The organism is Pseudomonas crudilactis, assembly GCF_013433315.1.
In the GTDB taxonomy this organism is placed as follows: domain Bacteria; phylum Pseudomonadota; class Gammaproteobacteria; order Pseudomonadales; family Pseudomonadaceae; genus Aquipseudomonas; species Aquipseudomonas crudilactis.
The window spans coordinates 50,261-71,264 of sequence record NZ_WXVV01000033.1 but is presented as its reverse complement, the minus strand read 5'-3'; the positions used below and the strand labels follow the sequence as shown (position 1 = coordinate 71,264).

The following is a 21,004-nucleotide window of genomic DNA, read 5'->3' as shown; positions in this document are numbered from 1 at the left end:
AATCGCCCTCAGACCAATCTGGAATTCATGGCAAACTTTTCGCGCGCCGGGGCGTCCTTTTCTTAAACCCCTTACCGGCTGATCTCAGCCAAGGACTGGCGATGACCTTTTTCATTTTTCTTCTGGCCTGCGCGGCTGCGGCAACCACCGGCGTGATGTTCAAACCGGGGCCGTGGTACGAAGGGCTGAACAAACCCCGCTTCACCCCGCCGAACTGGGCATTCCCGCTGGCCTGGACGATTATCTATCTGCTGCTGGCCTGGGCCGGCTACCGCTTGAGCCTGATCCCCGGCAGCCAGACCGTGCTGGCGTTGTGGGCGGCGCAGATTGCGCTGAACACATTGTGGACGCCGGTGTTCTTCGGCGCGCATCAGGTGTTGGCGGCGATGGTGATTCTCACCGTGTTGTGGCTGGTGGTCGCGGCGATGGTGGTGCTGGCGATACAACTGGACCTGATCACTGGCTTGATCCTGTTTCCGTATCTGGCGTGGCTGTGTGTGGCGGCGGCGTTGAATTTTTCCATCCTGATCAAGAACCGCTGATGAGCAATGCCAATTGGGGTACTGCAACACCGTGGCCGCAAGGTGAGCGCGAGTTGGCGCAGGTGCGGGCCTTCAACAAAAAGCTCGCCTGGCTACCGCGTTTCAAGATCCGCAATCGCCTGACACCGCGCTTGATTCAGGCGCTGCTGCGCTTGAGCCAGGTGGCCGGCTCGGGCGCGTTGCGCAAGCTTGGCCTGACGGCTGAGCGCAAGCTGATTGCTAACGTGCCGGTGCGAATCATCCGCCCCAAGGGCCGGGCGAAAGGCGTGGTGCTGGATTTTCACGGCGGCGGCTGGGTGATCGGCAATGCGCAGATGGATGACAATTTCAACGCGGCCATCGTCGACAGCTGCGAGGTGACCGTGGTTTCGGTGGATTATCGATTGGCCGTGTCCACGCCCATCGAAGGCTTGTTGGAGGACTGCCTCAACGCCACTCGTTGGTTGTTACAAGAGGCTGAGTTCGCCGGCCTGCCCGTCGTGGTGGTCGGTGAATCGGCAGGTGGCCACCTGGCGGCGGCGACACTGTTGGCGCTGAAACAATGGCCCGATCTGCTGCAAAGAATCAGCGGCGCACTGCTGTATTACGGCGTCTACGACCTGACCGGCACGCCAAGCGTGCGCAGCGCGCCCGCCGACACGCTGGTGCTGGACGGTCCCGGCATGGTCGAGGCCTTGCGCCTGCTGACGCCGGAACTGACCGACGAGCAACGCCGCCAGCCACCGTTGTCACCGCTGTACGGCGACTTCAGCGGTTTCCCGCCGGCGCTGCTGTTTGCCGGCGAACTCGATCCGCTGCGCGACGATACTCTCGACATCGCCAGGCGCTGGTCGCAATCAGCGCCGGTCGAGATGCACCTGCTGCCATCCTCGCCTCACGGTTTTATTCACTTCCCCACGGCCATTGCTCAAGGTGTGCTGGCCTACAGTCGGAAGTGGATTTCGGCGCGCGTCGCGGCAGCTCCTCAGACCGTTTGAAAACCGGCTGCCCGCGCCAGCTGCCGATACGCCGTGACCAGTTGTTCCAGCGTAAACGCCAGATTGCGTCCGCTGGGATTGGGCAGCACCCAGACCGCCGCATGGCCGAACGTTTCGGCTTGACGCCCCCAGGCAATGAGCTTTTTCCCGGACAGCCCCGAATAAGCCGCTTTGCCGAGAAACGCCACATGGCGTGGCTTGTAGCGAACAATCTTCTGCTCAAAATCCGCCGCAACGGCGACAAATTCCTGCGCAGACACTTGATCCGCCCGCGCGGTGGGCCGTGCGACCACCGCCGTCAATCCGCACTGATATTGCAGAATCGAGCGGTCGTTTTCCGGACGGAGTTCGTCGGGTGTGAACCCGGCCAGATGCAGCGTGCGCCAGAACCGATTGCTGCGCCCGGCAAAATGGTGCCCCTGCTCTGCCGCCAGCAGTCCAGGATTGATCCCACAAAAGACCACTGACAAATCTTCCGCGAGAATGTCTTCGAGCGCGTTCATGAGCGCGCTCAGCCGCAGATCACGCTGACGGTGTTGCGCGCAATCGCGGTCAGTTCTTCACGGGATTTGCCTGCACGGGCGCGGATCGAAATGCTGTGCAGCAATGAAGATGCAATCACCGCCAGCGCGGCGAGATCACTATCAGGTTTCAGCTCGCCCGCTTCGATTGCCTTGTGCAGACGTGCTTCCAGATCAGCGTCCAACTGACTGAGTCGGGCCGACAGCACTTGGCGAATTTCCGGGTCTTCGACGGCTTCGGTGGTCGCCGTACCGATGGCAAAGCAGCCGCGAGGCTGGCCGTCGCCCGAGAAATAAATCGCCAGTTGCCCTTCATAAAAACTGGTCAGTGCCTGCATCAGGTTCAGGCTGCTGTCGGTCAGCGCAGCCTGCATGGCGGCGTGCGCAGTTTCCCAATATTGATCCAGAGCCTTGATATAGAGCGCGTGTTTATCGCCGAACGCGGCGTACAGGCTAGGCCGGTTCATGCCCGCCGCGGTGGCGATGCTGTCGAGAGATGCGCCGGAATAACCGGTGTTCCAGAACACGCCAAGAGCCTGTTGCAATGCCGTTTGCGGGTCATAGGCGCGAGGACGGCCACGGCCTTTTCCTTCTGTCGGTTTATTTTGTGCCATGTCGTACAAATTCCTTGCAAGGATGGGGAGTCGCCCATATTCTTACACCATCGCACAAAATTAAGGAACCAGAAATTCCTTGGTCAACAGCTTTGTTGTGGCGCAACTCAAACGAGCTGTAGCAACGACAAACAGCGGTAAGGAGCGATCCTCCCCCACCGCGCACGGATTTGATTTTCAGCAGCCATTAATCACGTCGCGGCCACAGGCGATTGCCCCGGTCGGCCCGATGTCCCGTTTGCGCTTCAGCATTTTGGATAGAGCAGATCATGACCCAGCCAATTGATCTCACCGCAGCACATGCCAGCGCCCAGCCGATCCGGGATCTGGCGGACGCCCCGCCTAAAAAACCGCTAAAGCAAAGGCTGCGACCACTGTTGATGGTCGGCCTGCCAGCATTGTTCGCGGTCATCGGTTACAGCCAGTACCGGGCGAACGAGCCTTTCGTCTCCACCGACAACGCCTATGCCCGCGTGGCCAAGGCGTCGATCAATGCGCGGGTGTCCGGGCAAGTGGTCGAGATTGCCGTTGAAGACAATCAAACCGTGCGCAAGGGCCAAGTGCTGTTTCGTCTCGACCCGCAACCGTTACAGATCGCGGTCGACCGCGCCGAAGCTCAGTTAGGCAACGCTCGCCTGCGCATCGACGGCCTCAAGGCCAGCTATCGCCAGCAGCAGGCCGAACTGCAATCGGCACGGGCATCGGCGGACTACGACCAGAAAGAGTTCGCCCGCAAGAAAGCACTGATCGCCAGCGAGTTCGTCTCACGGGCCGCTTATGAGCGCGCCGATACCGACCTGAAAGTTTCACGCCAACGCATCGCTTCGATCGAGCAACAGATCGCCAGCACCGTGGTCTCCCTCAATGGTGATCCCGACATCGCCATCGACCGGCATCCAACCGTACGCGAAGCCAAGGCGCAGCTCGACGAAGCGCAGCTCTATCTGTCCTACGCCACAGTGACCGCACCGGCCGACGGCATCGTGGCCAAGGTCGACGACTTGCAGGTGGGCAATTACGTCAGTAACGGCAGCGCTGCGTTCGCGTTGATTTCCGATCACGAGACCTGGATCGAAGCGAATTTCCGCGAAACCCAGCTCACCCACATGCGCCCCGGCCAGACCGCGACAATCACCCTCGACACTTATCCGGATCGCCCCTTCAAGGCCCACGTGATCAGCATGAGCCCCGGCGCCGGCGCGGACTTCGCCCTGCTGCCGCCGGAAAACGCGACGGGCAACTGGGTGAAGGTGGTGCAGCGCGTACCGGTGCGTCTCGAACTCGACGACGCCGACCCGGCCATACCGCTGTTCTCCGGTACCAGTGCCACGGTTGAAGTCGACACCGGCCACCGCACGCCGTGGTGGTATCCATTCAAGTCGTTGCTCAGCGCGGGGTAATGCGTGATGAACACCATCGCTCGCAACAACGCTGCCGATCTGCGTGCATTGCGCTTCGTCGCGCTACTGGCGACTTATCTGCAATCGATGAATCTGCCATTGCCCAATGCCGCACTGCGCTTGATTCAGGGCAGCCTATCGATGACTGACGATCAGGCCGGGTGGATTTTCACGGCTTATCTGGCCGCCAGCGCGATCACTTTGCCGATCGCCCAGTGGCTCGCCGCTGCCTTCGGTTTGAAGCGGGTTTATCAGATCGCACTGGTGCTGTTTGCCCTGGGCCTGTGGCTCGGCACGCTGGCGAGTTCGCCGCTGGAATTCATCGCCGCGCGCATTCTGCAAGGCCTGGCCAGTGGTGTGCTGGCGCCGCTATCGATGGCGATTGCCCTGGAAACGCTGCCTGCGGAAAAGCGTCCTGCGTTCGGCGCAAAATGGACAGCGCTGGTGCTGTTCGGCATCGTCAGCGGGCCGAGTATTGGCGGACTGATCTGCGAGCACTTCGACTGGCGGCCTATGTTCTACCTCAGCCTGCCGCTGACGGCGTACATTTTTCTGGTGGCGACGTTGCTGCTCGCCGAGAAAAAAGCCGAGCAGCGTCCGCCTTACGACTTTTTCGGTTTCGGCACCTTCACCCTCGGCATGATCAGCCTGCAGATGCTTCTCGACCGGGGCGAGCGCATGGACTGGTTCGACTCGTTGGAAATCTGCATCGAAGCGCTGGCCTGCGCGCTCGGGCTGTACCTGTTCATCGTGCATCGGTGGACCGCCAAGGTGCACTTCGTCAGCAAAGCCTTACTCGCTGACCGCAACTTCATGCTGTCGACAGTGATGTTCTTCGCCCTCGGCTTCGTCCTGCTGTCGACCATGGCGCTGACTTCGCCGATGCTCGACGAAATCATGGGCTATCCACCGGACACCACCGGGTTTCTGACCATCCCGCGTGGCGTCGGCCTGGTTGGCGCGTTTCTGTTGATGGGCCGTGCGCCGCACTGGATCGACACTCGCCTGTTCATCGCTGCGGGCATTGCCCTGGTGGTCTACGCCAACTGGCTGATGCTCGGCTACTCGCCGCTGATGGACTGGAAGCCCGTGGCGTGGAGCGGATTCATCCAGGGAGTCGGCCTGGGCGTGTTGATGCCCGCGCTGAGCAAGGTCGCGTTCAGCACCCTTAACCCGGCACTGCGCCCGGAAGCCACCGGCCTGTTCAACCTGATGCGCGTCTACGGCAGCACCCTTGGTGTGGCGGTGGTGCAGATCTTTTTCTTCAACAACACCCAGGCGATGCACGTGGCGCTGGTCAGTCAGCTGACGCCTTATCGCACGGCGCTGCCGACCTCGCTGCCGGCACTGGAAGGCCTGAACCACCTGGTGACGCATCAGGCCGCGTTCGTCGCGGTGATGGGCCAGTTCAAGATTCTGATGCTGGTGATGCTCGTCGTGAGCCCGCTGGTGCTGTTGCTGCGCAAACCGGCTGCGGCCAACTGATCTTTGTGGAGTCTGCAAAATGAAAACGTCTACGCGCTTCACTCGTTCTGCAATCCCCGGTGCCTTCAGTGCGCTGGCCTTGATGGTGATGCTCTCGGCCTGCACTGTCGGCCCTGATTTCCAGCGCCCGGCCACCGGCTCCTCAGCGCACTACGATGAGCAAGCCGAGCAGTCGACCGGCGCACAACGTTTCGACATAGGCCAACGCATTCACGGCGATTGGTGGACCGCGCTGCGCTCGCCGAAGCTTGATCAAGTGATGCGTCGCGCCATCGACGGCAACCTCGAACTGGTCGCCGCCGATGCGACCCTGCGCCAGGCGGCGGCCTCCGTTGCGGCGGCGGAAGGCGCGCTGTACCCGCAAGTGGATTTTGCGGCAGCGGGCGGTCGGCAGCGCACTCACAACGGGCCGCAGCCAAGCGTTGCCAATGTCTACGCCATCGGCCCACGGGTGACATTCGATCTGGATGCTTTCGGCGGTATCAAGCGTGAAGTCGAAGGCCAGCAGGCTTTGGCTGACTTGTATAAACACCGTTACGAAGCGGCCTACCTGACGCTGACCGGTGAAGTGGCCCGACAGGCGTTGCTGATCGCCTCGGCCAATGCGCAGATCGAAGCCGTGCAAACGCTGCTGACCAATGACACGAAAAACCTTGATCTGGTGCAGCGCGCCCAACAGAGCGGCAGCACAACGCGTATCGATGTGTCGCTGGCGCAAACTCGTCTCGCGCAGGATCGCACCCTGCTGCCGCCACTCGCTCAGCAGCGTGATGCGGCGCGCCACGCCTTGTCGATCCTCGCCGGCAAAGGCCCGGCCGACTGGATCGCACCGGACTTCACCCTCGACGACTTTGCCTTGCCGACGACGGTGCCGGTCAGCCTGCCCTCGGAAACCGCGCGCACCCGCCCGGACATCTTGCAGGCCGAAGCCGAACTGCACATGGCCAGCGCGGCCGTGGGGGTGGCGACAGCCAATCTCTATCCGCGCATCGAGTTGTCGGCCTCACTGGCACAAGCCGCGTCCGGCAATGGCGGCGCCGCGCTGTGGGGCTTTGCTGCCGGGCTCACCGCGCCGATCTTCAATGGCGGCACGCTGAAAGCCGAACGTCAGGCCGCCATCGATGGCTACAACGCCTCACTCGCGCGTTATCAGCAAACGGTGATTCAGTCGTTCGGCCAGGTTGCGGACAGCTTGCAGGCGATCCACCACGGCGCCGAGCAAAACCTCGCGCAGGATGATGCATTACACGCCGCCGACAGCAGTTTTCGCCTCAACCAACAGGCTTACGCTCAAGGCGAAAACAGCGTTCTGCAAGTACTCGAAGCCGAGCGCGCATACGAGCAAGCGTTGCTCGGGCAGATTCAGGTGAAGACCACGCGCTATCTCGACACCGTGCAGTTGTTCGTAGCGTTGGGCGGCAATGCCGTCGGCGTTTTCGAGCAGAAAATCGCCGCCCGCGCAGGCACCGGGCAAACACCGCTGTAACCACCGACACTGGAGAAAAACCATGACTTACGAAGCCTTTCACGATGCGCTTCGCGACACCCGCTGGCCGCTGAACAACGGTGCAGGCTCAATGCCGGCCGTTGGCTTCGGCACGTTGTTTCGTGATTTGAGCACTACCACTGAAGCGGTCAGATGCGCACTGGAGGTGGGTTTCCGCCACTTCGACTGCGCCGAGCGTTATCGCAACGAAACGCAGGTCGGCGTGGCGTTTCAGCAGGTCTTCGCTGCCGGCCGGATTCGTCGCGAAGACGTGTTCATCACCACCAAATTGTGGAACACCAACCACCGGCCCGAGCGGGTCAAGCCGGCCTTCGAGGCGAGCTGTCAGCGTCTGCAAACCGACTACATCGATTGCTACCTGATCCATACGCCGTTCGCGTTTCAGGCGGGGGATGATCAGGACCCGCGCGACGTGTTTGGCCACGTGATCTACGATGGCGAGATTAGCTTGCTCGATACCTGGCGTGCGCTGGAGAACTTGGTGGATGAAGGCCGCTGCAAGTCCATTGGCCTGTCAGACATCACGTTGGAGGCGTTGAAAGAAATTGTCGCGGCAGCACGGATAAAACCGGCCGTGGTGCAAATCGAGTCGCACCCGTACCTGCCGGAATGGGAGATGCTCGAGTTCTGCCAACAGCACGGCATCATCCTTTTGGCGTTCGCGCCGTTGGGTCACGGGATGCAGCCGAACGTGCTTGAAGACGCCGTGCTGACAGGCATCGCCCGGAATGTGCAGAAGACCCCGGCGCAAGTGGCACTGGCCTGGGCGGTGCAGCGTGGCACGGCGTTTCTGACGACCTCGGCGACGCCAGCGCATATTCAGGAGAATTTTGATGTTGCGTCATTGCCGCAACGGGCGATGCGTGAGATCAAGGAAGACATCAGCACGCGGATCCGCTTCAACTCGGTGGTGGAAACCGGGGTGCCGGGGTTTATTGCGCGGCGTCCGGCTTGAGGTCAGTGGCGTGACGCCAATCGAAGCCCTCACCCCCCGCCCTCTCCCGGAGGGAGAGGGAGCCTGATTGGGGGATGTTCAAGTGATTCGCCAAACCGAAAGCATGTTGCCGAATCCATAATCGCCAAGGTTGATCAGGTCGGCGGACAGCGTAAGACACCTCGGTCAGTCCCCTCTCCCTCCGGGAGAGGGTTAGGGTGAGGGGCCACCATTAAAAGTGAACACCGACTCACCAACACCACACAACCCACCATAAGGCGGAACAGCGATGGACGTTTTCCAGAGCATGCGTTTCTTCGTCGCCGTCGCGCAAAGCGGCAGCTTTACGGCGGCCGCCCTACTGCTCGACACCACGACAACCAACGTGTCCAAAGCCGTATCCGCCCTTGAAGCCCGCCTGCACACGCGCCTGATCAACCGCACCACCCGCCGCCTCGCCCTGACCGAAGCCGGCTTGCGTTACCTGCAACGCTGCGAGCGCATCCTTGACGATGTACGCGAAGCCGACGAGGAAGCCGGCACCGCACAAACCCTGCCCGTGGGTCGCTTGAAAATCCACGCCATGTCGGCGATCGGCAATCACTATGTGATCGACGCCATCGCCCGCTATCGAGAGATTCACCCCACGGTGATGTTTGATCTGACCCTGACCAACCGCGTGCCCGACCTCCTTGAAGAAGGCTACGACATATCCATCGTGCTGGCCCGCGAACTGCCGGATTCCGGCTTCGTCGCGCAACGGCTGGGCATCACCTACAGCATCCTCTGCGCGTCGCCGGCCTATCTGGAAAAACGCGGCATGCCCCACTCACCCGACGCCCTGGCCGAACATGAGTGCCTGCGCATCGTCAACACGGTGATGCCAGTGGAGCACTGGACGTTCGAGGGGCCGCAAGGCATGGAGACCATCACCATTCCCGTGTCGCCCTTCCATATCAACACCGCCGACGGCATGACCATCGCGATCAGAAAAGGCATGGGCATCGGCATTCAGCCGATAGCGTCGGCCGTGGACGGCCTGCGGGCGGGGACGTTGGTGCGGGTGTTGCCGGAGTACCGGCTGGAGGAGTTGAACCTGTTCGCGATCTATCCGTCGCGCAAGTTCGTTGATGCAAAAACCAGAACCTGGGTGGATTTTCTCAAGCAGTCGATCCCGGAATTACTGGCATCGGACGAAGATATTGCGGGAGCAAGAAAGCACTGAGTGCAGCAGACAAGGAGTGTCGACCCTCCCTTCTCTGCACTGAATCAACTGGAGCAGCCGGTGCCCATGACCTGGTATTGCAGAACATGGCGCTCGCCATGGGAGTCTTCATAAGTCATCTGAACCGGCACCGGCGCGCATTCATTCGCCGGCTCAGTGATCGAGATCACGTGTTCAATGTCGAGTTTGGTCGAGTAGGCATAGGTTTCGACCGGCAGGTTTTGTGTATCCGTCGCATCCGCATGCGCCTGTGCGCCCAGACTGCCAAGCAATAACGCCAACGCCATTTTCATTGTGTTCATGATGTTCACCGTCTCGTTGAGTGGGCCGCTTCAGCGTGATTGCTGCTGGCCTGGAGACGATGCTAGGGAATGACAGTGGCGGGAAAAATCGGGCGGAGGGACAAACACTGTTGCCAAATCGGAGGTGAATGGCAGCATACGGATCAGCGGGTGTTCGACCAGACTCAGGCGAGGTAAAAGAAGTACAGCGCCAAACCCAGCAATTGCATGATCAGCAGGATCGCCAGCACGTGGTTACAGCCCTTCCACGCCGTGCTTACCGGTTGGTTTTTTGCCACTCGGTAGCGAAGATAACTGTCGAGTGACAGCGACGCCGTGGGGATGAGTACGAACAGAAACGTCAAAAAGAAATTAAACATTTCCTTTGCTCATCGACTCCCAGCCTGTAACCGAGGTTGTTCGCGGCATCCTGCTCTGCTCAAGTCACTTGATCAGATAGCGTAGCTGATAGGTTTCGCCCGGAAGGTGCGGGGTTCTTCGTCGGTGTGAACCTCTGGCAACGGGACAAGCCATTGACGTGCACCCCCTCAAAGCCGCCATTAAGTGGCAGAATCCCCGGACCCTGATCATTTCGGAGACCACAATGCTTCGCGTGTTTGAACAACGACTCGACCCCTTCCCACCCGACGAAGCACCACCCCCGCCCGTCGGCCTGATGCGGTTCCTGTGGGCCTGCACACGTGGTGCACGCGGTTATATCCTTGCGTTGGCGCTGCTCAGTGCAGGTGTGTCGATCTACGAAGCCTGGCTGTTTTCCTTTCTTGGTCAGGTCGTCGATCTGCTCTCGACGTGGCAGGCCGGCGGAGGTGTCAACGCGCAGGAAAGTCGTGTGCTGTGGGGTATCGGCATCGTGCTGTTCATCAGCATCGGGCTGGTGGCGCTGCGCACCATGGTCCAGCACCAGATATTGGCGATCAACTTGCCGTTACGGCTGCGCTGGGACTTCCATCGGCTGATGCTGCGGCAAAGCCTGTCTTTCTTCTCCGATGAGTTTTCCGGGCGAGTCACGACCAAGGTCATGCAGACCGCGCTGGCCGTGCGCGAAGTCTTGTTCACGCTCATCGAAATCGCCCCGGGCATCGGCGTTTACTTCATTGCGATCATCGCTCTGGCCGGCGGTTTTGCCTTGAAACTGATGCTGCCGTTCATTATCTGGGTCGCGCTGTTCGGGCTGGCCATGGTGTATTTCGTGCCGCGCTTGGGCCAAGTCGGCCAGGAACAGGCCGATGCGCGATCATCGATGACCGGGCGCATCGCCGACGCCTACACCAACATCACCACGGTGAAACTGTTCTCGCACTCCAAGCGTGAGGCGCACTTTGCTCGCGCGGCCATGGAGGATTTCAAGCTCACCGGTTTCCGCCAGATGCGTCTGGTCAGTCAGTTCGAAATTGTCAATCAGGCGCTGGTGGTCGGGCTGATTATCGGTGCCGGCGGCTATGCCCTGTGGCTGTGGCATCTGGGTCAGGTCGGTACCGGTGCGGTGGCGGCGATTACTGCCATGGCATTGCGCATCAACGGCATGTCGCACTGGATCATGTGGCAAATGACATCGCTGTTCGAAAACATCGGCACCGTCCAGGACGGCATGGCCACCCTCACCCGTGGCCCCAAGGTGCAAGACGCGCCGAACGCCGGCGTGCTCGTGCCTGCTGGCGGCGCGGTGACGTTCGACAAGGTGAATTTCAACTACAACGGCGAACGTCAGGTCCTCGACAACCTGAGCCTGAACATCCGCGCCGGCGAAAAAATCGGTCTGGTCGGCCGTTCCGGAGCGGGCAAATCGACGCTGATCAATCTGCTGCTGCGCTTCTACGATGTCGACAGCGGGGAGATTCGCATCGACGGGCAAAACATCGCGAAGGTGAGCCAAGACAGTCTGCGCAGCGCCATCGGCATGGTCACCCAGGACACGTCGCTGCTGCACCGCTCGATACGCGACAACATCGCCTACGGCCGCCCGGACGCCACCGACGAAGACATCCGCCGCGCCGCCGCCAACGCACAGGCCGACGGTTTCATCAGCCAACTCAGCGACAAACAAGGTCACAGCGGCTACGACACCCTGGTCGGCGAGCGCGGCATCAAGCTGTCGGGCGGTCAGCGCCAACGTATCGCCATCGCCCGAGTGATGCTGAAGAACGCGCCTATTCTGCTGCTCGACGAAGCTACCAGTGCCTTGGACTCTGAAGTCGAAGTGGCCATTCAGGAAAGCCTCGATGAAATGATGCAGGGCAAAACCGTCATCGCCATCGCCCATCGACTGTCAACGATTGCCGCGATGGATCGACTGATCGTCATGGATGAGGGGCGGATTATCGAGCAAGGGACGCACACTGAGTTGCTGAGCAGGAACGGCATTTATGCGCGGCTCTGGCAGCACCAGAGTGGTGGGTTTCTGGGTGAGGATCAGGGTGTGGCGGCGGCGATGGATCAGGCTTGAGGGTTTCGGACTGAGGGGGGAACAGTCGCTTGTGAGCGGCTGACTTTCGGCCAGAAGCAGTCGCTCACAAGAGAATGCTGCGTGCCGATTGCTACCCCGCTCATCCACATCCAGATCTCGCGGTTCGAAATTCTGTTTCGAGGGAAGAAATGATGGTCAAGACGGTCATTTCTTCCCTGGGCCCACCCGGTTCTGCTGAGCCGCTTGGGGGAGTCACTAGTAGGGTTTAAGCAGTCGGGCTGCCGTATCACCACAGATTAAAAATCAATTTGCCTGCCACCGATTTGAGCTTCCGTATCATTCTGACCGGCAACCATAGCCGAAGCGCTAATTGCATTTTGATTCGCCCAATCACGAAGTTTTGTGAACTCGTCTTTACGCATTTTGCTCATGGGTACAAAACGCGAAATAGTCGTCTCAAAATCAGCCATCGTCAGGTCGCTTTCATCTCCAGAACCATTCGCCCGCCGTGCGAACGCTTCAATCAGCGAATCCCCAACCCAAGCTTCGATTTCAGCACCAGAAAGTACAATATCTTTCCCAAAATTCGCCTCCCCTCCTAGAGCAGACAATCGATCCAAATCAAATTTTTCCGGATCACGCTTCAATCTCTTCAGGTGTATTTCAAGAATCTTCTTTCTTTCTAGTGTCGACGGGAAGTCAACGAAAAATATCTCGTCGAATCGCCCCTTTCTCAACAATTCAGGAGGTAGGCTGTGGATGTTGTTGGCGGTAGCAAACACAAAAACAGGTGCCGTTTTTTCTTGCATCCAGGTCAACAGTGTTCCAAATACGCGGGTAGCCGTGCCACCATCCGATGCTCCTCCGGAAGAGCCGGAAAGTCCTTTTTCAATTTCATCGATCCATAGGATACAGGGCGAAATAGCTTCGGCAGTACGCAGGGCGGAACGAATATTGGACTCTGACGAGCCAACCACCCCTTGAAAAATTTTGCCCATGTCCAAACGCAATAAGGGCATGTTCCATGACGACGATACGCATTTCGCCGTTAGAGACTTACCGCAACCAGGAACTCCAGTTAAGAGCAAACCCTTTGGGGTTCCGACACCAAACTCCCTAGCCGCCTGCCCAAAACACTGGCTACGCAAATGAAGCCACTTCTTAAGAGTTGCCAATCCTCCAACATCCTCAAGGCTTACCTTTGAGTCGATGTATTCCAAGATCCCTGTCTTGCGTATAATTTGTCTTTTTTCGGAAAGCAGATCCTTTACAGTACTTTCATTTATGCTGAGACTTGATACCAATGAACGAGACAAGCTGTTGTCAACTTCCAATGCCGTGAGCCCCAAAGCGGCATCAATAAGTTTATCTTTGGTTTCGCTAGAAAGATCAATCTTGACGCTGTCATTGCCCTGCCAAGAAGCAACAAAGTTATTTATCTGAGCCTTGACTTCATCCCTTGACGGCAAAGGAAAGTCAATTAATGTAACTTCCTTTTGCAGATCATTGGCAATTTCAAAACTGGGTGCCACGACAATGCAATTGCTTCGATATCCACGCGCGCGGATATTGATGGCCAGATCTCGAAGTCGACGGCGGTAGACGGGATTTGAGTTTGAGGAAAGATAGTTATGAGCATCACAAAAAACAAAAATATTTTTGCTACCCTCCTCTTTTGCCTTTTCTTCGCAAAAATCCAAAGCCACTTTCAAATCAAAGGTTTTATCCCCAGCCACGACGCCATTTATCTGAACTCCAAGTGTCGAGTTCCAAACGAATAAACGATGGCTAAGCGCTTTGGCGATTGCAGAAATCTCACTCAGCGCACGCTCTTCTTCAAACGTTTCAATAACCAAAACCGCATAACGCGCCTTGAGGTAATCTGTTATCTGCTTGGTACGGTTCATACCTATATCCCTACATTTGAACTGAGCTATACATCCATCGGAAGACCAGTTTTGGTAACGCCAGAACTTGAAACAATAAACTCGACAACTCTTCTATTACTAAAAAAATCAATATCGACTCTGTCGCTGGTTTTGATAATCTGCTTGTGCTGATAGGGGTGTTGAGCGTTATGCCGATACCGACCGGCCAGCGTCAAGTCTACGGCTTTGACAACTCGAATCTTGGCTTCATCCTGGAATATCTCTTTTGGCGTATAGCCTGTATAGAGTATCCAGTTTTTCTCGCCATTGACGGCATGTATCAATTGCTCCACGGCCGGCGCCTGGTCGAGCGGTTCTCCCCCTGAGAGGGTAACCCCGGCGATGTCCAGTGCATTTATCTTCTGTGCCAACTCATGAACAGGCATCAGCTTACTCGCTTCGCGTGGGTGAGTGGCCTGGTTGAAGCAACCCTTGCAATTCAGCGCACAACCCTGCACCCATAATGTCAAACGCAACCCGGGGCCGTTAACGCTGCTCAACTCCATATGGTGTACATTGATGTCCATTCAGAAATTCGCGCTGAGAATTTGAAGGGTTTGCTCTTCATGGACTACGGTATATTCCGGCTTCCATTCAGTTACAAGCTCCGCCGTAGGCCTGGACAGTAGCGATTCAAGCTCTTCAGTAAGTTTTGTGCAAATGTCGCCTTTCACGCCACGCACTTCCTCCGTTACTTGATCGCCGGTAAACGTGACATGAATGCTGTATTCGTAGTTAGATCCAAATTCAACTTCAAACCCATGAAAATATTCTTTCACTCTTGCTGGAACACCTGATGCGCCTATGCGCGTGATGGTTTCATCGATGGCGACGCTGATGTACGCTTTCTGAAAGCTTAAAGCCAACTCAGCCATTATCGATTCATCGTTAACCGAAACATTCTCCCGTTCAATGAGGAGTTTGTAAGAGCCATCCTCAATTTGGCAAACAAACAGATTGAACCCATCAGCGGTTTGGCCACAAATAGCTCTAAATTGCTGCGTGCCCATATAGCCTATTCTGCTCAACACTTTTTTACTGAAGTCGCTGGAAAATATGGAAACCAGACCCGTCGTTGGGCTCAGCCCCATCTTGCCGAAAGCTTTGGCAATAGCCTCTTCATTAACATAAGAAAACTCAAATTTTGTACAATGCGACATTTTTAAAGCTCCAGCCTGCGACCGGGAGCAACTTCCTCGGCGGACCGGATGGCATTTAATACATCAGGGGCCACTTCAATTTTGCGTACAGGCACCATGGCTGCGCGCGTAGACTCAGGCGCAACATCTTCTGAAATCGAGATTGGCGCTGCAGAACTGACAACTACCCGGCGTCTTGGTGCTGTCTTTAGTGTCCCATTATCACTCAGGAGGCTTGCATCAATCGTTTCCAACAGCCTTCTTACTACCAAGACGGGATTTGATGTGAGCTTTTCATATAGTCCAATGCGCAGCAAAGCATCGGCTCCATCATTAAACTGCAATTTAACGTAGTAATTTTGGCTTTCATCACCAATGATACCAATGCGCGAGATCTGATTCAGGTCCCGTGACAGCTTTTCCCAAACATTCCCATCAAACGACGCTACAATTAACTTTGTCGCCGTTGCGGCAAAAGCATTGCAACCTGCTTCAACTTCGCCCGCATCAAAATTCTGGTAGCTGAGCAGAATCTTCTCACCTGCTGGAAATCCCAGAGCAGTTGCCAAATACTCATTTGTCGAAAAGTCGATATCGGCGTGAAACTTTAGGCTCTTTGAATAATAATAAATACCAACAATACCTACCACCCCATAGCCTAGGGCTTTCAGCATATCTTTAGGTACAAGCACCGCAAAAACCGAGCAAATAAAAATAATGATTGCGTAACCGTAATATACGGCTGTCCTTGTATTGAGCTTCTTATTTCTATAACCCTGAAATGTTTTGCCGGGAATATATTTTCTTGAAGGTGCAAATAGCACGCTGCCCACACCAAAGAAAAACAGACAGATAAACCCCATTATAGCTTGGCTCTTTTGCCCATTTTTCAAACCTTCAAGGAATACCCACGCACCGCCAACGACGAAAACAGGTAAGGATGCCAGGAGTGCAAGTCCCAATATCTTACCCCTGGTGGCCATCATCATTTTCCATATAGGGATAGTTTTTATCATTCACAAACCTTCTAGAGTTGGTGCAGTAGCGGGTACTGAGGGGGTGAGTTTAGAACTGCTCATTGGTCTATGCCACTGACGTTTTTGGTGTATCACGCGCCAGGGACGGTCTGAAGTAGCCATACTATTCTGGCGAACTTCGACCCTTACCGCTTTTGTAGTGGCCGGGGCCGTTGCAGTTACAGGCAGCAAGGAACGATCAAACAGTAAAACTTCAAGGTCAATACCTAACGTTTTGGCATTACCAATAAAGAGCATCACAGGTAGTTGGCTTCGCTACAGATCGCAGCGGCTGTGTACCCTACACTCGAGCGACAACTCCGGCAAGGCGTAGCCCCCGTTTGCGAATGCCAAATCGGATATTAAAAAACCTCCAGTCATTCAAACTGTGCGGTGAACACGCCTCACCCCATCGGCACCGCAAACACCGCACTGGCCCGCGCAACCGTTCGCTCACCAACATTCAAACTAACTGCAGCAAACGCCAATTGACGTCCCTTTTTCGAGTACTCCAGACGTACCTCCAGCCACTCATTCATTTTTACCGCGCCGAGATAATCCAGGGTCATGCTCGCGGTGATCAATGGCTGTGGAGGGTCGCTGGAAAAGGCCATGGCGTAACCCATCCCGACATCGGCCAATGTCGCCAATACCCCGCCATGCAAGGTGCCACGGCCGTTGGCATGGCGTGAGTCAGTCAATAAACCCAGCTCCAATTGCAGCCCGCTGCCGCGCGCGTAGATCGGGCCCAGCAAATCCAGCAACGGGCTGCTGCGGCTGAATGGGGTGAATCCCTCGGGAATTGCGGTGGCGTCCATGGTCCCTCCGTGTGCCGGCGACTCACCGGCGTCATTGAGCTGAATACTTCGATTCAGTTGGAAGGTTTATGGGGAATGATGTAACGGGGGAAGAACTATACGGATGCGGAATCTGCACTGATAAACCGTGCGCCCTGAATGGGCGGTACTTACACCCGGGGAGCTGTCTTGATACCTTGCCGAACCGAAACAGGCTCTTGTTCAAGGAGGAAAATTGCGGATCTACATTACAGGCGCTTCGTGTGCGGGCGTGACGACATTGGGGCAGAACCTCGCCCTTTTGCTCGACCTGCAACACGTCGATGTCGATGATTATTACTGGCTGCCCACCAATCCTCCGTTCACGACTAAACGACTACCCGATGAACGCGTTTCATTGATGCAGCGAGAACTCGGCGACGACGATTGGGTGTTGACCGGCTCGTGTATCAATTGGGGAGATGCGCTGATTGCCCATGCCGATCTGATTGTGTTCGTTGTCACACCTACGCCTGTTCGCCTTGAGCGGCTGGCAGTACGGGAAAGGCGCCGCTTTGGAGATCGGATTGCGCCCGGTGGTGATATGCATGAAATACATGTGGCCTTTCGAGAATGGGCCTCGCAATACGACAATCCAGACTTTTCAGGACGCAATCGAGCGTGGCACGAGTCGTGGTTATCAGCGCAAACAGCCCCGGTGTTGCGAGTTGACGGCATGAGAAGTACTGAAAAAATGGCTGCGGATGTCATTCAGGCTTTGTCGTGATCGCGGGAACCAGAACGATCAGCCCGTAGACACCAGATCGCCACCCTCCACCATCCGAACGCTGGCAAACGTCGATTCGTTGCGTGCCTGATCAAACGTCGTCAGCGGCTTGATCATTGACGGCTGCGTTACCGGTTTACGGCTCATCTCAGAACCGGATCGCTCGTCGCTCGGCGGCACGCCAAAGTGCTCGCGATAGCATTTGGAGAAATGCGGGGTGGAGACGAAACCGCAAACATACGCCAGCTCAACGATCGACAAGGAGGTTTGCTTGAGCAGCTGTCGCGCGCGAATAAGCCGCAACTTCAAGTAGTAGCGCGACGGCGTGCATTGCAGGTATTTCTGAAATAGCCGCTCCAGTTGCCGACGTGACAAATCGACGTATTCAGCCAGGTTATCCAGGTCGATCGGCTCTTCGAGATTGGCCTCCATCAAAGCAACAACTTCTTGCAGCTTGGGCTGATGCGTGCCGACCACATGTTTGAGCGGCACTCGCTGATGGTCCTGCTCGGTGCGGATGCGTTCGTAGACGAACATCTCGGAGATGGCGTTGGATAGCTCACGACCATGATCGCGCGCAATCAGGTGCAGCATCATGTCCAGCGGCGCGGTTCCGCCGGAGCTGGTGAAACGGTTGCGATCGAGGGTAAACAGGCTGGTGCTGACACTGACGCGCGGGAAAGCTTCCTGCATGGCTGCCAGAAATTCCCAATGCACGCTGCACTCGTAGCCGTCGAGCAACCCGGCTTTGGCCAGCGCCCAGCTACCGGTGCACACCCCGCCCAAGCGCTTCGATTGACGCGCCAAGGCTTGCAACCAAGTCGTGTGCTCGCGGGTAATCGAACTCTGGATGCCGACGCCACCGCAGACGATGACCGTGTCCGCCACAGCGGGATTGCTCCACGCTCCATCCGGCGTGATCGGCACGCCATCGCTGGCCCAGACCGCCGCGCCATTGGGGCTGAAGGTATGCCAGCGATACAGCGTTCGCCCCGTCAGTTGATTGGCCATGCGCAATGGCTCGACGGCGGACGCCAGCGACATCAGGGTGAATTTGTCCAGCAGCAGAAAACCAACGGTTTGTGTCTTACCGTCGGCCGCGGTGGGGGTCGATGACATCATGTCCTCATAAAGATCGGCCTGAGATGCAGGCGTCGGTCATATCCCTCGGCCTTCGCCAAGGGAGTATCAGGTTCGGCGCCAAAGCCTTACCCCACCGACGTGACCCTCGCCGCCGGCGCAGGATGACGCGACGTCACCAGGCCGATAAAGGAAATCGCCAGCGCCAAGCCGATGGTTGTGGTGACTTCGGTGCGGTGTTCCGGGGTAATCATCATCACCGCCAACGCTGCGCAGATGAACACAATCACCAGCCACGTCAGCCAGGGAAACAGCCACATGCGAAAGGTCAGTTCGACGTTGCGCTGTTGCAAAATCCGCCGCATGCGCAACTGCGACACGGCAATGGCGAGGTAGACCAGCAAGGCAATCGCCCCGGAGCTGGCCAGCAGGAATTGAAACAGTCCGGCGGGCATGAAATAGCTCCACACGGTGATTGACGCACCGATCACGGTGCTGGCGATGACCGCTGCGCGCGGAACACCTTCCGAGGACGTCGCCTTCAGCATCTTCGGCGCGTCGCCACGACGACCCAACGAAAACAACATGCGCGAGGCAATGTAGATCGAGGAGTTCATGCAACTGGCCACGGCAATCAGCACGACGATGTCGACCATGAACTTGGCGTGGGGAATGTTCATGATTTCCAGGGCGCGCTGATAAGAGCCGACCGAGGCCAGCAACGGATCATTCCACGGCACCACGGAGATCACCACGAAGATCGACAGCAGGTAAAACACACCGATGCGCCAGATCACCGAGCGCGTGGCCTTGGCAATGTTTCGCGACGGGTCATTCGATTCGGCAGCGGCAATGGTCACCGCTTCGGTACCGATAAAGCTGAACATGATGGTGATGAAAGCGCCGACCACCGCTGACAAGCCGTTGGGTGCAAACCCACCGTGCTCGACCATCAGCCCACTCAAACCGCTGACTTCTCTGTCGGGAATCCAGCCCATCAACACGGCAAAACCAACGCCGATAAAACCAATGATCGCCACGACCTTGGCCATGGCGAACCAGAACTCGAATTCGCCGTACTTGGACACGCTGAACAGGTTGGTCACCACCAGCGCAATGATCGAGCCCAACGCGAACAGCCATGCATCAACCTGCGGAAACCATTGGTTCAACACATGCCCGGCGGCCAGCGCTTCGATAGGAATCACCAAAACCCAGAACCACCAGTACAGCCAACCGATGGTAAAACCTGCCCAGCGCCCGATGGCCTGGTCGGCATAGGTGGAGAATGAGCCGGTGTCGGGATTGGCCACCGCCATCTCACCTAGCATGCGCATGACCAGCACCACCAGCAAACCGGAGAACAGATAAGCCAGCAGAACCGCCGGCCCCGCCGCTGCAATGGCATGCCCCGAGCCCACAAACAAACCGGCGCCGATAATTCCGGCGATGGACAGCATGGTCACGTGACGAGGCTTGAAGCCCTGCGCCAATTGGCTACTCGAATCCGTTGAGTTCGGGCTGATCATTGGTTTTTTTATTCTCTGCTGATCGACATTTAAGCAAGTTGACCGGGCAAACGAGTACGCTCGTTGCCTGCTGAACCTCCCGAAAGAAGCCCGTTCAACCGCCGCAGTTCTTATCAACCCCATGATCTGAATGGGGTTATTTTGATGTGAAGACACGTCACCTTACCCGGCCTGCCGGACGACTCAATAGCCTGATTGCGCCATGATTGTGTCTGATATCGACATGCAAAGACCGAACAGTCGAGATCGGCACCAATCAGTCAGCGAAAAATCGCAGGATAGTTCGCGGGTTCGTTGTGCCTTGTTCCAACAATCAGCCAAACGCAATACGCAGATGTTTGATCACTTCTTCAATGGAAGGGCCTTGCGCCTTCGGTGGTATCGGGTTTTCCCCAAACTCCCGCCAGACGAACAACGTCAGCTCTGCACCGTCAGTCGCTGACGCAGCGCATTCAACGTGGGCAAACGTATCGAGGAGCCGATATCGCGTGTCCTGCCAGAACAGCGCTTCGACCCAGTGATAAACCGGAATGAAATGGAAGTGGATCGGTAAACCCGGCTGATGCCCGTAGCGACCGATGTAGAGGTGTTTTGGCGTGAGTTGTCGCTCGATGACTTGCTGGGTTTTGGCAAGCAGACCGCCCAACTCGCTCAAGGCATCGGATGACAACTCGGCCAGCGATGTGGTTTCGACCTTCGTCCCCAGCATCAGATAGCCGGGAAGCGTGTTCGCCAGATGGTGATTGATGATCCAGTGTTCGGTTTCATGAATGATGAAATTCGGGGCAATTTCCATGTGCCGGAGGTCCTGAAGCAATTGAGGCCAAAGAGTAACAAA

At 57.1% G+C, this 21,004-nt stretch carries 21 protein-coding genes; 9 read left to right on the top strand and 12 right to left on the bottom strand.

Annotated features, from left to right (window positions below):
* Nucleotides 1-101 precede the first annotated feature (101 nt).
* Nucleotides 102-542: a tryptophan-rich sensory protein TspO gene (tspO, locus tag GTU76_RS27765; RefSeq protein ID WP_034155416.1), complete on the top strand. Its 441-nt coding sequence runs from the start codon at nt 102-104 to the stop codon at nt 540-542.
* Entirely contained in the window at nt 542-1,519 is a 978-nt protein-coding gene (locus tag GTU76_RS27760; protein WP_180700063.1) for an alpha/beta hydrolase, read from the top strand. The genes tspO and GTU76_RS27760 overlap by 1 nt, the downstream gene beginning before the upstream one ends.
* Here the strand turns inward: GTU76_RS27760 and mug are convergent.
* Both mug and GTU76_RS27750 read right to left on the bottom strand, forming a co-directional pair.
* Entirely contained in the window at nt 1,507-2,022 is a 516-nt protein-coding gene (mug, locus tag GTU76_RS27755) for a G/U mismatch-specific DNA glycosylase (RefSeq protein WP_180700062.1), read from the bottom strand. The two genes, GTU76_RS27760 and mug, sit on opposite strands and share 13 nt — an antisense overlap.
* Nucleotides 2,023-2,030: 8 nt before the next feature.
* Nucleotides 2,031-2,654 carry a TetR/AcrR family transcriptional regulator gene (locus GTU76_RS27750; protein WP_180700061.1) on the bottom strand — a complete coding sequence of 208 codons (624 nt, stop codon included), beginning with the start codon at nt 2,652-2,654 and terminating at the stop codon, nt 2,031-2,033.
* 269 nt (nt 2,655-2,923) lie between these two features.
* Here GTU76_RS27750 and GTU76_RS27745 point away from each other — a divergent pair, with 269 nt between their 5' ends.
* From GTU76_RS27745 to GTU76_RS27725, 5 genes are all read left to right on the top strand, one after another.
* The gene (locus GTU76_RS27745) at nt 2,924-4,054 is read left to right on the top strand and encodes an HlyD family secretion protein (RefSeq protein WP_180700060.1); all 1,131 of its coding nucleotides are present in this window, start codon (nt 2,924-2,926) and stop codon (nt 4,052-4,054) included.
* 6 nt (nt 4,055-4,060) lie between these two features.
* The gene (locus GTU76_RS27740; protein WP_180700059.1) at nt 4,061-5,539 is read left to right on the top strand and encodes a DHA2 family efflux MFS transporter permease subunit; all 1,479 of its coding nucleotides are present in this window, start codon (nt 4,061-4,063) and stop codon (nt 5,537-5,539) included.
* Nucleotides 5,540-5,558: 19 nt separating this feature from the next.
* The gene (locus GTU76_RS27735; protein WP_180700058.1) at nt 5,559-7,025 is read left to right on the top strand and encodes an efflux transporter outer membrane subunit; all 1,467 of its coding nucleotides are present in this window, start codon (nt 5,559-5,561) and stop codon (nt 7,023-7,025) included.
* 22 nt (nt 7,026-7,047) lie between these two features.
* Nucleotides 7,048-8,001, top strand: coding sequence for an aldo/keto reductase (locus GTU76_RS27730; RefSeq protein ID WP_180700057.1), 954 nt, complete (start codon nt 7,048-7,050; stop codon nt 7,999-8,001).
* A 268-nt stretch (nt 8,002-8,269) separates the two neighbouring features.
* Entirely contained in the window at nt 8,270-9,205 is a 936-nt protein-coding gene (locus GTU76_RS27725; protein ID WP_180700056.1) for a LysR family transcriptional regulator, read from the top strand.
* A gap of 44 nt (nt 9,206-9,249) precedes the next feature.
* On the opposite strand, the gene GTU76_RS27720 is transcribed toward GTU76_RS27725, so the two are convergent.
* Both GTU76_RS27720 and GTU76_RS27715 read right to left on the bottom strand, forming a co-directional pair.
* Complete coding sequence (locus GTU76_RS27720; RefSeq protein ID WP_026000591.1) at nt 9,250-9,507, bottom strand: DUF2790 domain-containing protein; 258 nt, start codon at nt 9,505-9,507, stop codon at nt 9,250-9,252.
* Nucleotides 9,508-9,671: 164 nt separating this feature from the next.
* Nucleotides 9,672-9,866: a hypothetical protein gene (locus GTU76_RS27715; RefSeq protein ID WP_180700055.1), complete on the bottom strand. Its 195-nt coding sequence runs from the start codon at nt 9,864-9,866 to the stop codon at nt 9,672-9,674.
* A 224-nt stretch (nt 9,867-10,090) separates the two neighbouring features.
* Here GTU76_RS27715 and GTU76_RS27710 point away from each other — a divergent pair, with 224 nt between their 5' ends.
* Nucleotides 10,091-11,950, top strand: a complete 1,860-nt coding sequence (locus tag GTU76_RS27710; protein ID WP_180700054.1) for an ABC transporter ATP-binding protein — start codon at nt 10,091-10,093, stop codon at nt 11,948-11,950.
* Nucleotides 11,951-12,207: 257 nt separating this feature from the next.
* On the opposite strand, the gene GTU76_RS27705 is transcribed toward GTU76_RS27710, so the two are convergent.
* From GTU76_RS27705 to GTU76_RS27685, 5 genes are all read right to left on the bottom strand, one after another.
* Entirely contained in the window at nt 12,208-13,818 is a 1,611-nt protein-coding gene (locus GTU76_RS27705; protein ID WP_180700053.1) for an AAA family ATPase, read from the bottom strand.
* Between the two features lie 26 nt (nt 13,819-13,844).
* Nucleotides 13,845-14,366, bottom strand: a complete 522-nt coding sequence (locus GTU76_RS27700; protein WP_150707925.1) for a 4Fe-4S single cluster domain-containing protein — start codon at nt 14,364-14,366, stop codon at nt 13,845-13,847.
* A complete protein-coding gene (locus tag GTU76_RS27695) occupies nt 14,367-14,999 on the bottom strand; it encodes a DUF2997 domain-containing protein (RefSeq protein ID WP_016984877.1) in 633 nt (210 codons plus the stop codon).
* 2 nt (nt 15,000-15,001) lie between these two features.
* The gene (locus GTU76_RS27690; RefSeq protein WP_016984876.1) at nt 15,002-15,994 is read right to left on the bottom strand and encodes a hypothetical protein; all 993 of its coding nucleotides are present in this window, start codon (nt 15,992-15,994) and stop codon (nt 15,002-15,004) included.
* Between the two features lie 404 nt (nt 15,995-16,398).
* The gene (locus GTU76_RS27685) at nt 16,399-16,812 is read right to left on the bottom strand and encodes a PaaI family thioesterase (RefSeq protein ID WP_016984875.1); all 414 of its coding nucleotides are present in this window, start codon (nt 16,810-16,812) and stop codon (nt 16,399-16,401) included.
* Nucleotides 16,813-17,026: 214 nt separating this feature from the next.
* Between GTU76_RS27685 and GTU76_RS27680 the strand changes: the two genes are divergently transcribed.
* On the top strand, nt 17,027-17,557 hold the full coding sequence (locus GTU76_RS27680; protein WP_016984874.1) for an ATP-binding protein: 531 nt from the start codon (nt 17,027-17,029) through the stop codon (nt 17,555-17,557).
* An 18-nt stretch (nt 17,558-17,575) separates the two neighbouring features.
* On the opposite strand, the gene gbdR is transcribed toward GTU76_RS27680, so the two are convergent.
* The 3 genes from gbdR to GTU76_RS27665 all read right to left on the bottom strand — a co-directional run bounded on the left by gbdR (nt 17,576) and on the right by GTU76_RS27665 (nt 20,962).
* Nucleotides 17,576-18,676, bottom strand: a complete 1,101-nt coding sequence (gene gbdR, locus GTU76_RS27675) for a choline metabolism transcriptional regulator GbdR (protein ID WP_150707923.1) — start codon at nt 18,674-18,676, stop codon at nt 17,576-17,578.
* An 89-nt stretch (nt 18,677-18,765) separates the two neighbouring features.
* Nucleotides 18,766-20,166, bottom strand: coding sequence for a GABA permease (gabP, locus tag GTU76_RS27670; RefSeq protein ID WP_016984872.1), 1,401 nt, complete (start codon nt 20,164-20,166; stop codon nt 18,766-18,768).
* Between the two features lie 313 nt (nt 20,167-20,479).
* Complete coding sequence (locus tag GTU76_RS27665; RefSeq protein ID WP_180700052.1) at nt 20,480-20,962, bottom strand: HIT family protein; 483 nt, start codon at nt 20,960-20,962, stop codon at nt 20,480-20,482.
* Nucleotides 20,963-21,004 lie beyond the last annotated feature (42 nt).